The sequence below is a fragment of the Streptomyces sp. NPDC004126 genome (genome assembly GCF_050275515.1).
GTDB lineage: Bacteria > Actinomycetota > Actinomycetes > Streptomycetales > Streptomycetaceae > Streptomyces.
On sequence record NZ_JBNNPF010000005.1, the window covers coordinates 144,858 to 160,516 of the forward strand.

Genomic DNA, 15,659 nt, shown 5'->3' on the forward strand with positions numbered 1-15,659 from the left:
AACGACACCAACGACCTCGACCTGCTGCGCAACGCCCGCCACTCGGTCCGCGTCGGCGCTCATCCCGGCCTGGACGGCATCGCCCACGTCACCGTGCCCGCCGCACCGGAAGCCGTCGCTGCCCGGATCCCGACGGCTGCCGGCTTCTGGCGTGAACCAACACCGGCGGGTCAGCCGAGGTCGAGGAGCTGTTCGTGGAAGCCGCCGAACCCGCGTGCGGTGTCCACGAGGTGGACCTCCAGGATCCAGTGGCAGATGCGCCCGGCGCGGTCGGTGCGGCGCATCGGGGTGGTGTTCCCGGGCGCGATGTAGGACTCGATCTCTGCGGCGTCGATCTTCTCGTGCGGGAACTCGCCGACCAGGTGCCCGGCGTGGCCGGTGCCGCCGAGCGTCCACCCGCGGCCGTGGGCCAGGCGCGCGATCTCGGCGTGCAACTGGGCGCCGGTGATGTCGGGGTGGGCGGCGAAGTAGCGGCGGCCGGCCTCGAACACCTCGGGCAGGTCCGCGGCCAGGCGCAGCGCCTTGTCCTGGGCCTCCAGGAGCCGCCGGGCGCGGAAGTCCTCCGCGGTCGGGGTGTCGATGTAGACCCACGCCTTGGCGCCCGAGCGCAGCTCGGCCTTGATTCGCCTGTAGTCCCCGACCTCGTACCGGTCGGCTGCGTCGACTTCGGCCGGGCTGAGCGTGAGGACGGTGCCCTCGATCACGTCGGCAGGGTTGTCGGAGTGAACGGCCACCGGGTGCCGGTCGCTTCCGCTGTCGGCGATGACCGCCGGGTCGGTGATCGTCACCGTTTCCAGCCGGAATCCCATCAGCGCGTCGGCGCGGCCGGTGAGCTCGCGCCCGAACCTGGCCCGCTGGACCTGCGGCAGCTGCAGCGTGCCGTACGAGAACAACAGATGGTCAGCCATACGATCCCTCACGCAATGTGGTGCTTGCGAGCACAATCGGCAGATTCTCCTTGCATTTGCGAGGATAGTAGGTATGCGCCGCGGGAATCATGGGTCATGGGAGCGCGCGCATGACGACCAGTGCTGCCGCCGAAAGGCGACGGGTGGAGGATGGGAGACGGGCCGACGGGCAGGTGCGGGACCGGACCTGCCCGCAGCTTGAGGAGGTGGTCATGACCGCGTCCGCGGCGTCCCGGGCAGCGCCCGGCCGCACAGGTGTGGTGCCCTCCGAAGCCGGCGGCCTGCTGGACGTGCTGAGCGTGGCCGCGGTGGTCCTGGACAACCAGGGACGGATCACCTTGTGGAGTCCGCAGGCCCAGGACCTGTTCGGCTGGTCCGCCGAAGAGGCGATGGGCAGATACGCGGCCACTCTGCTCGTCGCCGACGAGTACGTCGACCTGGTCCTCGAACTCTTCGCGAAGGTCATGTCCGGTGCCGGTACCTGGGCGGGCGTGTTCCCAGTACGGCACAAGGACGGCTCCACGAAGCTGGTGGAATTCCGGAACATGCGGCTGGTGGACGAGCACGGCGCCGCTTATGCGCTGGGCATCGCCTGTGACGAGGCCGTGCTGCGCGGTGTGGAGCGTGACCTGGCACTGTCGGTGCGCCTGGTGACGCAGTCCCCGCTCGGGCTCGCGGTGCTGGACACGGACCTCCGCTACGTCCTGGTCAACCCCAGACTGGAGCAGATCAACGGTCTGCCCTCCGAGAAGCACCTGGGCCGCACACCCCATGAGGCCTTGCCGTTCCTGGACACCGACGTGATCGAAGCCTCCATGCGACAGGTCCTGGACACCGGCGTACCCCTGCTGGACCAGTACGGCGTCGGGCGCACGCCCGCAGACCCGTACCAGGAGCGCGCCTGGTCCGGCTCGTACTACCGGCTGGAGGACCCGGGCGGGCGGGTGATCGGCGTCGCCCTGGTGGTCGTGGACGTCACCGACAGCTACCGCGCGGCCAGGGAAGCCGCCGAAGCCCGCAGGCGGCTGGACCTCATCGCCCGGGCGTCGGTGGCCGTCGGAACCAGCCTGGACGTGGAGCGCACGGCCCGGGAACTGGCCGATCTGGCCGTGGCCGACCTGGCCGATGTCGCCTCGGTCGACGTGCTCGACTCCGTCCTGGAAGGCGACGTGACACCATCTCCCGGCACGGACGTCGGGCGGGCCCTCTTCCGGCCCTTGGCGGTGGCGGCAGCCTACGAGACGGCGCCCGTAGGCGCCGCCGACCCGTTGGGCGAGCGCACCACGTACCCGTCCGACCGCTTGGTCGCACGCTGCGTGAGCACCGGGCGCCCCGTCCTCGCAGCGCACGTCATGGCCCCGGACCTGGCCCGCATCGCCCGCAGCGCGGACGCCGCGGAGCTCCTGGCCCGGGAGGGCGCTCACTCCTACCTGGCGGTACCGCTGATCGCCCGCGGCCAGGTCCTCGGCGCACTCGGCCTCATCCGCACCCGGAACCCGCTGCCCTTCGACCACGACGACGTCACGCTGGCCGGCGAGCTGGCGATCCGCGCCGCCATAGCGATCGACAATGCCCGCTGGTACCAGCACGCCAGCGACACCGCTCTGACCCTTCAGCGCCACCTCCTCCCGCAGCCCTCACCTCAGGCCACCGGCCTCCAGATCGCCTACCGCTACCAGCCGGCGGCAGCAGCCAGCGGGATCGGCGGCGACTGGTTCGACGCCATCCCCCAGCCCCGGCACAAGACCGCCCTCGTGGTCGGCGACGTGATGGGGCACGGCGTCCACGCAGCCGCCACCATGGGACAGCTACGCACGGCCACCCGCACCCTGGCCGATCTCGGCCTCGATCCCGCCCGGGTCCTGCAGCACCTCGACCACATCACCGCGGAACTGGACGGGACCATGGCGACCTGCGTCTACGCCACGTTCGACCCGCACCGCTCCCGCTGCCTGGTCGCCCTGGCCGGCCACCCGCCCCCCGTGCTCATCCGCTCGGGGCAGGACCCCGCGCTGCTCGACCTCCCCGCCGGCGTACCGCTCGGCACCGGCGGCCTCGGCCCGGCGCGCTTCGAGACCACCGCCTTCGACCTGGATCCCGGCGACCGGCTGGTCCTGTACACCGACGGCCTCGTCGAAACCCGCGACGACTCCCTGGACGACCGCCTCGCCCTCCTGCTCAACCTCCTCGGCGAGCCCGGCCACTCCCCGGAGGCGAGCTGCGAACGTCTCCTTGCCGCGCTACGACACCCCGACGCCGCCGACGACGTCGCCCTCGTCATCGCCGATGCCCACCGCAACCCGCCCACCCCGCCAGGACGCCCTGAGGTACCCGGGCCGTCCCTCGTAGATGCGACCAGCGCCGGCGCCCGGCCGCGGCCGAGCACTGGATGATCGACCGCTGACGTCTCCCCGGCCTGCCTTGTTACGTTCGGCTCGCCGGCTCTGGTTCTCCTGCCGCGCAGGCAGACGAACGGCCACGATCCCGGCGGGTGACCGGCTCAACCAGGCCCGGGCGCCGCGAGCAGCGCGGTCCGGGCGACGAAGACGGCAAGGATCCACCATGGCGACGTCGGACCGGATGGACATCAGGCTGCGGAGCCTCCACCTATTGGAAGGCCAGCGTTTGGGGCAGCGCCTGTTCGCCCATGTGATCTCCGCCAAGGCAATCGCACCAGGGCGTACCGAGGGGGAGGTCAACGACCGGATCGCCGTCATCGCGCAGGAGGTCTTCGGTGCGCGAGCAGGTCTCGTCGAGCGGCGCTTCGTGCGCTCAGGGCCCAACACCGTGGTGGCCGGCCAGTGGCCGGACCGGGTGATCGGCGCGCAGGACGTCGTCATGCTGGACTTCGAGTCGCTGTTGGCGCCGTACGAGACGGGCTTCGCCCGGACCGTGGCCGTCGGGGACGGTCCGGCGCGTCGACGGCTGATACACGACCTCGCGGTCGTGGCCACCGCGGCGCGCGATGCCTTCCGAGCCGACCCGGCCATCACCGGCCGGGCCCTCCACGCGGAGGTCCGGGCCACGGCCGCCAGAGCCGACCGGACCCTGGGAGCCTGGCACGTCGGCCGGCTGACCGGTACCGCACCCGCCACGCACGCGGAGACGACCCGGCCGGAGGCGTTCATCAGCCCGGAGAACACCCGGCCGCTGCGCCGCGCGCTGCAGGAAGGGTGGCGAGCGCACTGGATCCTGGAGATACGCCTCGTCGACGAGTACATGGGCCACGCCGCCGTCCACGCGGAACTGCTCGACCTCGCCTGACCGACCGGAGTCCGGCTACTCGCCCTCGTCCTCCTGGTACGAATGGCGTTTCCCGGTCCAGGGGTCGGCGATGTTGTGGTAGCCCCGCTCTTCCCAGAAGCCACGCCGGTCCTGCGTCATGTACTCGATGGCGCGCAGCCACTTCGGGCCCTTGTAGCCGTAGAGGTGGGGCACGACCAGCCGGAGCGGGAAGCCGTGCTCGACGGTCAACGGCTCACCGTCATGGTGGGTGGCCATGAGCGTCCTGTCGGACCGGAAGTCGGCGAGGCGCAGGTTGGCGCTGTACCCGTACTCCGCCCAGGCCATCACGTGCGTGACCTCCGGTGCGGGCGGCGCCAGGCCCAGCAGGACGGCCGCCGGCACGCCGTGGAACTCGTGGCCGGTGGTCGTCGTGCCCGAGGCGCAGTGGAGATCGGTGGTGATCGTCGTCGCGGGAAGGCCGGCGATCTCCTCGAAGGTCCAGGAGTACTTCTCGCCGGTCGCCGTGGCCCCGAAGACCTGGAGGTTCCAGCGGTCGGCCCGGAACCTGGGCACCGGGCCGTAGTGGGAGACCGGCCAGCCCTTGACCAGGCGCTGCCCCGGAGGCAGGGGTTCACTCCACACCAGACACCTCGGCTCCCCGACCGCCTCGACCGGCATCGGCGTACAAGTGAGGCTTTTGCCTCGCAGATGCCAGCCATTCTGGCAGATTCACCTCTTGGATGATTCCCTGGACCGGCGTGCGTCCTGCTGTCCTGTTTCCGTGTCCGGGTCCAGTCGCCCCGCGGGAGCGGTCTTGGTTGACTGAGTCCTGGCCCCGGGGCGGCGGAGCGGCTCTCTCCGCCACGTGGGCTCTTCCCCGGAAGGCCCCTGCGCGCCGCTCGCGGTGTTCGGCGCGCAGGGGCCTTCGGCCCTTCATCCGGTCAGCCCGCGCTTCGCGGGTCGCGGTCGAGGGTCCGTGCCACGTGGTGGACGGCGAGGACGGTGGCGGCGACGGCCAGACCCGGGAGTACCGACAGCCACCAGGACGTGGCCAGGTGGTCACGGCCGTCGGCCACCAGCAGGCCCCACTCGGGGGTGGGCGGCTCCGCCCCGTAGCCGAGGTAGCCCAGCCCGGACACCGCCAACACGGCGAAGCCGAACTCGAGCGCGCCGAGGGCGAGCAGCGGGTGCCTGGCGTGCGGCAGCACATGGCGGTGGACCGTCCACCACCGGCCGGCCCCGTACGCTACCGCCGCTTCCACGAAGCCGCTGTGCCGCGCCCTGAGCGTCGCCGCCCGCATCACGCGGGCGAGCGGGCCGATCGCCGGCACCCCGACCGCGACGGCCAGGGCGGCCCTGCCGGTGCCGAGCGCCGTCACCAGCGCCAGTGACAACAGCAGCGCCGGGACCGCGAGCAGTGCGTCCACCCCTCTCATGAGCAGGTCGTCGGTCCAGCCGCCCGCGTAGCCGGCGACGAGTCCGATCACGCAGCCGGCTGTGAGCCCCAGTCCGGCGGCCAGGGCAGCCGTACCGAGGGAGCGGCCGGTGCCGTGGACGACACGGGCGTACAGGTCCCGGCCGAGCTGGTCGGTCCCCCACCAGTGGCCGGGCCCTGGTGGGAGCAGGCGCTCCGCCGGTACACCGGTGAGCGGGTCCGCGGAGGTCAGGCTGGCCGGCGAGACGGCGGCCAGCAGGATGACGCCGAGCAGCAGCACGGCTGCCGCGAGCCCCGGGCGGAACAGCCGGAAAGGACCTCGGAGGCCGCGCATTCACGCCCCCGCCCGACCGGTGCCGCAGGCCCGTGGGTCCAGCAGCGGGCCCAGGACGTCGACGAGCAGGCCGGCGGCGACGAAGACGACGGCCCCTACGAGAACCACACCCTGCACCACCGGAATGTCCTGCTGGTGCACCGCGCCCGTCAGCAGGCGGCCGACGCCGGGGCGGGAGAACACCGTCTCGACCACGGTGGCCGACGCGACGGTGTTCCCGGCGAGCGTGCCGGCCAGGGCGAGCGCGGGCGGCAGCGCCTCGGGCAGGGCGTGCCGCAGATGGACCCGGACCCGGCTCACGCCCTTCGCCCGGGCCGTCCTGGTGTACGGCTCGCCCAGTGCCCGCTCCAGATCCCCGGCCAGGACCTGGGCGACGAGCGCCGCACAGGGCAGCGCCAGAGTCACGGCGGGCAGCACCAGCACCGCGATTCCGCCGTCCCCGAAGGCGGGGATCAACCCCCAGCGGAAGGAGACCACGTGGAGGAGGACCAGCCCGACCAGGAACGGCGGCAGGGCGGCCCCACCCGCGGGCAGGGCCGACAGCGTCCGCCGCAGCCAGGTCCTGCGGGTGTACGTCGCTCCCAGTGCCGCCGCCGTGCCCGCCCCCAGACCGAGCACGAGCGCGGCTGCGGCCAGGGAGAGGGTCTCGGGCAGCGCCTCGCCGATCAGTGCCGCCACCGGCCGGCCGCTCTGCACCGAGCGGCCGAGATCGCCCCGGAGCGCCGCGAGGGCGCCCTGCGCGTACTGCGCGGCGAGCGGGCGGTCGAAGCCGTACGCATGGCGCAGTTCCGCGACGCGCCCGGCATCCGCCGGTGTCCCGTCACCGCCCGCCGCCATGATCTCGACGGGGTCGCCCGGCAGCACGTAGAGGATGCCGAAGGAGACGGAGTAGGCCGCGCAGAGCACGCAGAGGGCGAGCAGCGTGCGCCGGCGGAGGTATGCGAGGGACACTGCGGTGCTCCGCTACGACTTCCACGTGTCGTGGAGCTGGAGGCGGCCGTCGGCGTTCAGAGTCACGTCGTGGACCTTCGGCGAAAGACCGAGTACCACGGTGAACTCGGCCACCGGGGCGCTGTACTGCTCGGCGACGATCAACCTCTGGATCTCCGCGACGACGGCCGCGCGCTGTGCCGGGTCGGTGGTGGCGGACTGGCGGGTCAGGAGTTCGTCGAGCTTGCCGGGCTTGAGGTTGTTGAAGTTGAGCCCGCCGCTGGTGTACTGGGGGCGCAGGACGTCGGGGTCGCCGCCCGCGTTGTGGCCCCAGAGCAGGTCGTACTGCTTGGCCTGGATGACGGCGGCGCCCTGGCCCACCGGGTCCTCCTTCAGCGTGGCCCCGATCCCGACGGCCTTGAGCTGCTGCTGGAGGAGTTCCAGGGCGGCCTTCGCCGAGGCCTGGCCGCTGAAGTACTGGACGGTGAGGGCGAGCGGCTTGCCGTCCTTGGTGCGGATGCCGTCGGGTCCGGGCGTCCAGCCGGCTCCGTCGAGGAGCTGCTTCGCGGTGTCGGGTGCGTGGGCGAGTTCATTGGACAGGTCGGTGTATCCGGTGGTGGTGCTCGCCAGGGGGCTGGTGGCGGGCTTGGCGAGGGGGCCGAAGACGGTGTCGACGACCTCCTTGCGGTTGACGGCCAGGGAGACCGCCTTGCGGACGGCGGGATCGTCCATGGGGGCGCGGGCGTTGTTGATGCTGAAGCCGTACGGGACGCCGGGGGCGTTCTTCGCCTGGAGGGTGAACCCGGCCTTCTTCAAGCCGTCCTGGTCCTGGAGCGGTACGGCGGTGAGCGCGTCCGTCTCGCCCGAGCGGAGGCTGCCGGTGCGGACGCCCGTCTCGGGGACGATGCGGAAGGCGATCCGGTCGAGGTGGGCTGCGCCCCCGTTCTTCCAGAGGGCGGAGCCCCAGGCGTAGCCGGTGCGCTTGGCGAGGACGATCGACTCGTTCTTGCGGTACTCGGCGAGGGTGAAAGGGCCGGAGCCGGCTACGCCGGAGGCGCAGCGGTCGGCGGCGGGGCGCTGGGTGGTGGCGATCGAGACCAGCCCGAGGGTGTGGGTGGAGGTGGCCTGGAGGAAGCCGGCCGCCGGCTGGTTGAAGGCGACGACGGCGGTCAGCGGGTCGACCACGGTGGTGTCGCGGTAGTTCTTCAGGTACGTGGCGGCCTGGGTGGCGCTCGGGCCGAGCTTGCCGGCGGTGTCGAAGTTGGCCTTGACGGCTGCGGCGTCGACGGGGGTGCCGTCGCTGAAGGTGGCTCCGGGACGAAGGTGGAAGGTGAAGGACGTGCCGTCCGGGCTGACCTCCCACTTCTCGGCGAGCCAGGGGGCGGGCCTGCCGGTGGCGGGGTCCTGGTCGGTGAGCGAGTCGACGAGTTGACGCACGGGCGGGACCGCATCGACGGAGCCGGCCTGCTGGGGGTCCAGACAGCCGAAGTCGGAGGCGAGGGCGACGGTCAGCCGTCCGCCGTCCTTCGGGGTGCCGTCGCGGCCGTCGTCCGCTGCCTTCTCCGTGGGGGAGCCGCCGCAGGCGGTCAGCAGCAGGCCGGCGAGACCGGCCGTCGCCGTCAGGCGGAGCCGGGTGGTGTGCGAGGAGGAGGGCGGGTGCGCTCTCATGGGCATGTCTTTCTGATCGGCGCGGGGAGAGGAGGGTGGGGAAAGGAGGGCGGGGAGGCGGAAGGGTCGGCCGGCCGGCCGCGGGCGACTCAGTGGGTGGGGTCCGCCTCCCGGTCCCGGACGATGAGCGGGACGCGTTTGGGGGCGTACATGGTGGAGCGGCTGGGACGGACGCGGTAGCCGGGCAGCGGGTGGAGGCTGAAGCGGGCCAGGACCACGGCCAGGAACACCGTCATCTCCTCCCAGGCGAAGGGCTCGCCGATGCAGCCGCGGTTGCCCGCGCCGAAGGGCAGGAAGGAGATGCGGGGTACGGGCACGGCCGAGCCACCGGTCCAGCGGTCCGGGTCGAAGCGTTCGGGGTCGGGGTAGACGGCCGGGTCGTGCTGCAGGGCGTGCAGGGAGAACAGCACGTCGGAACCGGCCGGGATGCGGTGCGGCCCGAGTTCGACCTCCGTCACGGTCCGGCGGGTGAGCAGCCAGCCGGGCGGGTACTGGCGCAGGACCTCGGTCAGTACGGCGTGGGTGTAGCGGAGTTCGGGCAGGTCGGCGTGGGTGACCGGGCGTCCGCCCAGGACCCGGTCGATCTCGGCGGCGAGCCTGCGCTGCACCTGCGGGTGGGTGCTGATCAGGTGGCAGGCCCAGGCCAGGACGTCGCGGGCGGTCTCGACGCCGCCGAGGAACAGGGCCATGGCCTCGTCGTGGACCTGCTGGTCGGTGAGTCCGGGGCAGCCTTCGCCGTGGGACCTGGCGGCCAGCAGCAGTGCCATGAGGTCGCCGTCCTTCGCCCCGCGCTCCTGGTAGGCGGCGATGACGTCGGTCAGGGCCTTGTCCAGCCGCTGCCGGGCCCGTTCGAAGCGGCGGTTGCCGGGGGTGGGGAGCTTCTCCAGCGGGCCGAACGGCATGGCGATGCGCCGGGCCACGCCCTTGAGCAGCACCGGGAACGTCTCCTCGACCTCTGCGGCGACGGTGTCGCCGAGGTCGGTGGAGAACAGGGCCCGGCAGACCACGGAGACGGCGTAGGCGTGGATCTCGTCGTCGAACTCGACGGTGGCGCCGTCGGACCAGCCGGCGGACCGCTGCTCGGCCGTTTCCCGCATCTGGTCGGCGTAGGCGGCGATCCGGCGTGTGTGGAAGGCGGGTTGGACGATGCGGCGGTGCGTCATGTGCTGGGGCTCGGTGGAGTTGAGCAGGCCGTTGCCGAGGAATGGCGCCGACTTCTCGTAGGCCAGGCCCTTGTCCAGTTTGCGGACGTCCTTGGTGAGGATCTGGTGGACGTGCGCGGGGTTGTTGAGGACGTAGGCCCGCATGGGGCCGAGGCGGACGGTGACCAGGTCACCGAGGTCGCGCAGCGAGGTGAAGAACTCCCGCGGTCCGGTCAGCATGTGGTGGACGTGACCGAGCAGCGGCAGGCCGCCGGGGGCGTGCGCGACCGCGGGGGCGGCGGTCGTCATGATGGTTCTCCTCCGTAGGGAGACGGGGCCGGAGCAGGGCTTTCAGTGGGTGCGGTTGACGACGAACTCGGCGAGCGCCATGAGTTCGGCCGTGGCGGCCGGGTCGACCGACACGCCGTGCAGCGTGCGCAGCGCGCGGTCGAGGTCGCGGTTGGCCTGGGCGACGGTGAAGGTCCGGCCGCCCGCTTCCCGGATCAGGTCGGCGATGCGGTCCAGGGCCCCGGCCTCGCCCCCCTCCTCGGCAGGGGCGGCCAGCAGGGCCGCGAGGCGGTCGGGGGCCGGGCCGTGGGCCAGGGCGGCCACGACGGGGAGGGTCTTCTTCCGGCGGCGGATGTCGTTGAAGACCGGCTTTCCGGTGACGTCCGGGTCGCCCCAGATGCCGAGCAGGTCGTCCACCGCCTGGAACGCGGCTCCGAGGTTCCGGCCCATCCGGCCCATCGCGTCGGCCGTGTCGACGTCGGCGCCGCCGAGCAGGGCGCCCAGCGCGGCGGAACAGCCGAGCAGGGAGCCGGTCTTGCCCGCCGCCATCGCGTTGTACTGGGCGACCGTGACCGCCTCGCGGCCGGTCCAGGGCAGGCGCTCGAAGGCCGTGTCGGCCGCCTGTCCGTTGACCAGTTCGACGAGGGATCCGGTCAGTGTGTGCAGGGCCTCCGACCGGATCCGGGGCAGCAGGTGGAGGGTGCTCTCGGCGAGGGCGTCGAGGGCGAGGGCGAGCAGTCCGTCTCCCGCCAGGAGGGCTGGTCCGCTGCCGAACGCCTTCCAGGCGGTGGGCCGGTGCCGGCGTCGTTCGTCGCCGTCGATGATGTCGTCGTGCACCAGTGAGAAGACGTGCACCAGTTCCACGGCCACGGCGGCCGGGACGGCGTCCTGCGCCTTCCCGCCGACCGTCTCGGCCGCGAGGACGGCCAGCGCCGGGCGCAGGGCCTTGCCGGCCCCGTCCTCCTGGGGCGTGCCGTCCGCGTCGCACCAGCCCAGGCTGTAGGCGGCGATCCGGCCGACCTCGGGGTGGAGCCGGGCGACGGCGTCGCGGAGCGCCGGCAGGACGAGCTCGCGGCACCGGGCCAGCGTGTCCAGCGCCTGGTGCCCGGAGGCGCGGTGGCGTTCCCTGGCGGGCGCGCCCATGTCTGCGGCCGTCATCGGGCGCCGCCCGCCACGGGGCCGTCCACGGTCGAGGCCCGTACCTCGCGGGCCTCGGGCACCATCGGGTAGGGGCCGGTGCCGAGGGAGGCCTTGGGGACGGCGGTCTGCGGCTTGGCGCCGGGCAGCGGGCGCAGCGTCCACCGGGCGGCGATCGCGGCCAGGGTCAGCGTCGTCTCGGCCGCTCCGAACGCATCACCGATGCACTTGCGGCTCCCGCCCCCGAACGGGACGAGCGCGCCCCGGGGTATCCGCTTCGCCCGCTCAGGCAGCCACCGCTCCGGGTCGAAGCGCTCCGCGTCCTCGAACAGGGCCTCGCTGCGGCCCATGACGTAGGGGCTGTACATGACGACCGAGCCCTTCTCCAGCCTCCGGCCGGCGAGTTCGGTGTCCTGGGTGGTGGTACGCGTGAGCAGCCAGGCCGGCGGGTACATGCGCAGCGTCTCCTGGAGCACCCGCCAGGTGTACTCCAGCCGGGGCAGGTCCTCGTACGTCGCCGGGCGTCCGTCGAGCACCTCGTCCAGCTCGGCGTGCAGCCGGGCCTCGACCTCGGGGTGTCCGGCCAGGACGTGGAACACCCAGGCCATGGTGTTGCCGGTGGTCTCGGTGCCGCCGATGAGAAGGGTCATGACCTGGTCGTAGACCTCGGCGTCGGTGAGGCGGTGGTCGGTCTCCTCGTCGCGGGCGTTGACCAGGATGGAGAGCAGGTCGCCGTCGGCGGCGCCGCTGCGGCGCCGGAGCTGGACGGTTTCGCCGATCGCCTTGTGCATCCGGGCCCGGACGGCCTCGAAGCGGCGGTTGTCCGGTGTCGGCAGCTTCTCCTTCCAGCCGATCGGGGCGACCATCCGCTGGTAGACGCCCCGCATGATGATCGGCATGCAGTGGGCGACCTCCGGAATGATGGGCCGGTCGGCGACGGTGGTGGCGAACATGGTCCGCGCGGTGATCCGGAGGGTCAGCGCGTGCATCGCGTCGCTGACGTCGAAGGTCTTGCCGTCCTCCCACCCGGCGAGGACGTCGTCGATCTCCTCCTGCATCAGCCGGACGTAGCGGGGCATGCGGCTCGGGTGGAACGCGGGCTGGAGCATGCGGCGCTGGAGCCGGTGGTCCTCCCGCATGGAGCTGACCAGTCCGTTCCCGACGAGGAGCCGGGCCTTCTCGAAGAGCGGGCCGCCCTTGTCGAAGGTCCGGGAGTCGGTCAGGACGCGGTGGACGAGCTCGGGGTGGCAGGCGAGGTAGGCCGGGCGGGGCCCGAGGCCGATCCGGACCAGGTCCGCGCGGGCCGGCAAGGAGGTCAGGAACTCCAGGGGTCTGCGCCACAGTTGGAAGGCGTGCCCGAGAAGCGGAAGGGCTCCCGGGGCGGCCGCGTAGGTGTACGCGGGCTCCTGGCGCCGGCCGTTGGTGCCGGTGACGGGACAAGCGGCTCCGGAGGCGGCGATGGCGGCCGCATGGGCCGTGAGGGCATCCGAGGGTGCATCCTCAGCGGTGGCGTCGGGCGCGGGCCCCGACGGCCGGTCCTGGAACCGGGTGACCTCGGCGCGCAGGTCCACCCATCCCGAGGTCGAACCGTCCCACACCGAGCCGTCGCCGAAGTAGCGCGGCGTCAGGTACTCGAACTCCTGGCTCCCGCCGACCATGTGGTCGACGGCCGTCAGGTAGCGGCGGACGTCCTCGCGCAGGCCGAGGGGTCCGGCCAGGACCTCGTCCCGGGCGCGCGCGTACTCGGCCTCGTGGTGGGCGACCCGTTCGCAGAGCCTGTCCACGGCTTCCTGCAGGGGCAGTCCGTCCCGCTCGGTCAGGACCCGGACCACCGTCATCTTGTCGTCCTGGGCGTACTCCTTGCGCCAGGACAGCAGGTCGTTGACGACGATCATCTGCCGGCGTGCGTGCCGGTGTGCCTCCGCCAGCTGGGCGAGGACGTCGCTCATGTCGACGCCCTCGCCGTACTCGGTCATCAGCTCGATGAACTCGCAGCCGAAGCTGTCCAGCCGTACGGCCAGGCAGGTCTCGTAGTCGGGGACCCGGTCGGCCAGTTTGGTGCCGATCTCCGCGGCGCAGCCCCGCAGGAACGCTTCCAGCGACTCCACGAACCGCTTGATCTGCGCCGGGCTCAGCCCCGCACCGATCCGCCGCCAGAGGTCCCTGGCCGCCCGCCCGTACGGGAAGTCCGTTGCCGGGGTGGTGTCCTCGCGGTGGAAGTCGTCCAGGATCCGGGCGAACACCTCCCGTGCCCGCCCGTCGCTCGCGCCCAGGTCCCCCCGGTCGGAGACGAAGGAGTCGATGACGGTGACGAACTGGTACCAGTCGGCGATGTCACGAGCCCGCTCGACGGACGCGTAAGGCACGGTCAGCGGGCCGTAGATGCCGTTGCGCTGGCGCAAGAAGAACAGCAGCTGCTCCTCCGAGGAGAAGCACGCACCCAGGAACTCCCGGACCCAGCCGTTCGAGGCGAACTCGATCTGCGCGGCGTTCGGGTGGTAGACGACCGGCAGGGTGCGCGGCAGCTCGGGAAGGAAGAATCCCGCCACGGTCCCGACAGGCGAATCCGAGGAATTCACCACCGAGGCACTATCCATCACCACTCCTCATCACGTGAGCACTTTCCCGACCCCGGGAAGGACGAGCAGAGACTGGCACACGGGATGCATTTTCAGCCATTCCCTGGACATCACATTATGATCTCGCCGAATTACTACCGCCCAGTATTCCCAGAGGAACGCAAAACAGCAGGCCAGAGCACGTCTGACCTGCATGTTTCACGCACCGAAAACCTTCGGAATCTAATTCCAGGAATTCGCCAGCAGCTCGTACGACCTCACCCGGTCCGCATGGTCGTGCGCCGTGGCGGTAACGAGGATTTCATCAGCTCCGGTCACCTTCGCAAGCATCCCGAGTCCGTGCACCACTGCCTTCGGATCGCCGACGAAACGAGTGGCCAGGCGGTCCGCCACCATTTCTTCGTCCTGTGCGCTCCAGGGGAATGCATCCGCCTCGTCCGGCGAAAGGTAGGGCACGGACCCCTCTCCGCGGCGAATGCTCCAGGCCCATTGCGCGTATCCGCGGGCGATGCGCCGGGCGGCGGCCGCGTCCTCGGCGACCAGGACGTCCGCGGAGACCATCACATGGGGTGCGGAGAGCAGCTCCGAGGGCCGGAAGGCCTCCCGGTAGGCGGCGACGGCGTCGAGGACGGCCGCCGGCATCGAGTGGTAGTTCACGGTGAGCGGCAGCCCGAGCTCACCCGCCACCGGGGCGCTGCCCTTCGCCCCGGCGGCCACGACCCACAGCTCGGCATCGGCACCCTCGGCCGCGGGGGTGCGCAGGTGCTCGCCGCCCGGCGTGCGGTAGTCGCCCCGTACGAACGCCTGGATGTCCCTGATCTGCTGCGCGTAGTCTTCGCCCGCCCCGTCCCGGTATCCGACGAGCTCCAGTTGGGTGCGGACCCGGTCCGGATCGAACCGGAGTTTCGGCTTGGAGGGGACGAGCAGCCCGTCGACCACCCGGTCGGCACCTCCCGTCCCTCCGCCGACGGCCTCGGCCGGAACCGGCCGTCCGGCTCCCCCGCCGGCGATGCGCCCGATGAAGCGGTCGACGTTCGAGCGGCCGAGTCCGAGGTCCACCCGTCCGGGATACAGGTGGGCGAGGGTGCCGAACTCCTCGGCGATGACCACCGGCCGCCGGGGCCCGGTCTGCACCGCCCCCGAGCCGACCCTGATCCGCCGGGTGGCGGCCGCCACCGCACCCATCAGCACGACAGGGGCGGCGGCGACGACGCTCGGCGTCAGGTGGTGCTCGGCGATCCAGTAACGCGCGTAGCCCAGCCGTTCGGCGTGCCGGGCCAAGTCCACCGTACGGTGCAGCGCCTGGGCGGGCGTCGAACCCGACGCGAGGGGCGCGAGGTCGAGCACCGACAGCGGAACGGGTCTTCGGGACGGCACGTCGGCCCCTGCCTCTCGGAATCACTGCCGGTCAGGTATGCGCCCGGGACCCGGACACCGGATGGCAGGGCAGGGTGCGGATGCGGGTGTCGGCCCGGGACCGCGGGATCCAGTACCCGGCCCCGGGCGAAACCAGTGAACCAACGGAGCACTGGTGGAGACGACTGGCTGCGTCTACGAAATCCAGTCGCACGGGGCGGCCGCACCTGGTCGTTCCACCCACGCCGAAGCCCCTGAGGACCGTCGGTCCCGAGACGCGGCGACCCTCTCACTCCGAACCTCCGGCACCTCCGGTGCGGCCGGTCTCGGCGGCCCAGGCCAGGATCTCCCGGGTGTCCCGTTCGCGGTGCGATGGAGCGAGGGTGCCGGTCGGGGAGGCCTGGGCGGAGGAGGCGGGTGTGGCCATGGCGGGGAAACCTCCGTGGTCGCGACGAGCCGGGGGCATCGGGGATGCGCGAGTACGAGTGCGTCGCCACGCGGCAGGAGTCGTCACCGGGCGGAGGACGACCAGCGGGAGCTCAGCGGGTCGCCCGTGGCGTCCAGCGGTCAATGGAGGGCGTCGGACAGCACGGCAGGAAGGGGCGTCGACAGCGTCATGGACGGCATCAGGCATCCGAGGTGAAACGCCACTCCCGT

12 protein-coding genes are annotated in these 15,659 nt (G+C 72.1%); 2 read left to right on the top strand and 10 right to left on the bottom strand.

Annotated features, from left to right (window positions below):
- Window positions 1-170 precede the first annotated feature (170 nt).
- Window positions 171-908, bottom strand: a complete 738-nt coding sequence (locus ACQKM2_RS07195) for a gamma-glutamylcyclotransferase family protein (RefSeq protein WP_427707302.1) — start codon at window positions 906-908, stop codon at window positions 171-173.
- Window positions 909-1,120: 212 nt separating this feature from the next.
- On the opposite strand from ACQKM2_RS07195, the gene ACQKM2_RS07200 reads away from it, so the two are divergent.
- Entirely contained in the window at window positions 1,121-3,301 is a 2,181-nt protein-coding gene (locus ACQKM2_RS07200; RefSeq protein ID WP_427707304.1) for a SpoIIE family protein phosphatase, read from the top strand.
- Between the two features lie 169 nt (window positions 3,302-3,470).
- Window positions 3,471-4,172, top strand: a complete 702-nt coding sequence (locus tag ACQKM2_RS07205; protein WP_427707305.1) for a M24 family metallopeptidase — start codon at window positions 3,471-3,473, stop codon at window positions 4,170-4,172.
- Window positions 4,173-4,187: 15 nt separating this feature from the next.
- Here ACQKM2_RS07205 and ACQKM2_RS07210 read toward each other — a convergent pair whose 3' ends face one another.
- The 9 genes from ACQKM2_RS07210 to ACQKM2_RS07250 form a co-directional block, all read right to left on the bottom strand.
- The gene (locus ACQKM2_RS07210) at window positions 4,188-4,811 is read right to left on the bottom strand and encodes a molybdopterin-dependent oxidoreductase (RefSeq protein ID WP_427707306.1); all 624 of its coding nucleotides are present in this window, start codon (window positions 4,809-4,811) and stop codon (window positions 4,188-4,190) included.
- A 263-nt stretch (window positions 4,812-5,074) separates the two neighbouring features.
- Window positions 5,075-5,902, bottom strand: a complete 828-nt coding sequence (locus ACQKM2_RS07215) for an ABC transporter permease (RefSeq protein WP_427707307.1) — start codon at window positions 5,900-5,902, stop codon at window positions 5,075-5,077.
- A complete protein-coding gene (locus ACQKM2_RS07220; RefSeq protein ID WP_427707308.1) occupies window positions 5,903-6,853 on the bottom strand; it encodes an ABC transporter permease in 951 nt (316 codons plus the stop codon).
- A gap of 12 nt (window positions 6,854-6,865) precedes the next feature.
- Window positions 6,866-8,500: an ABC transporter substrate-binding protein gene (locus ACQKM2_RS07225; protein ID WP_427707309.1), complete on the bottom strand. Its 1,635-nt coding sequence runs from the start codon at window positions 8,498-8,500 to the stop codon at window positions 6,866-6,868.
- Between the two features lie 89 nt (window positions 8,501-8,589).
- The gene (locus ACQKM2_RS07230) at window positions 8,590-9,951 is read right to left on the bottom strand and encodes a cytochrome P450 (protein ID WP_427707311.1); all 1,362 of its coding nucleotides are present in this window, start codon (window positions 9,949-9,951) and stop codon (window positions 8,590-8,592) included.
- A gap of 42 nt (window positions 9,952-9,993) precedes the next feature.
- On the bottom strand, window positions 9,994-11,088 hold the full coding sequence (locus tag ACQKM2_RS07235; RefSeq protein ID WP_427707312.1) for a polyprenyl synthetase family protein: 1,095 nt from the start codon (window positions 11,086-11,088) through the stop codon (window positions 9,994-9,996).
- Window positions 11,085-13,616: a cytochrome P450 gene (locus ACQKM2_RS07240; protein ID WP_427707314.1), complete on the bottom strand. Its 2,532-nt coding sequence runs from the start codon at window positions 13,614-13,616 to the stop codon at window positions 11,085-11,087. Before ACQKM2_RS07240 ends, ACQKM2_RS07235 begins: the two co-directional genes overlap by 4 nt.
- A gap of 252 nt (window positions 13,617-13,868) precedes the next feature.
- Window positions 13,869-15,023, bottom strand: coding sequence for an LLM class flavin-dependent oxidoreductase (locus ACQKM2_RS07245; RefSeq protein ID WP_427707316.1), 1,155 nt, complete (start codon window positions 15,021-15,023; stop codon window positions 13,869-13,871).
- A 268-nt stretch (window positions 15,024-15,291) separates the two neighbouring features.
- Window positions 15,292-15,429 (bottom strand): hypothetical protein, encoded by a 138-nt coding sequence (locus ACQKM2_RS07250; protein ID WP_427707317.1) that lies wholly within the window; start codon window positions 15,427-15,429, stop codon window positions 15,292-15,294.
- Window positions 15,430-15,659: the final 230 nt, after the last annotated feature.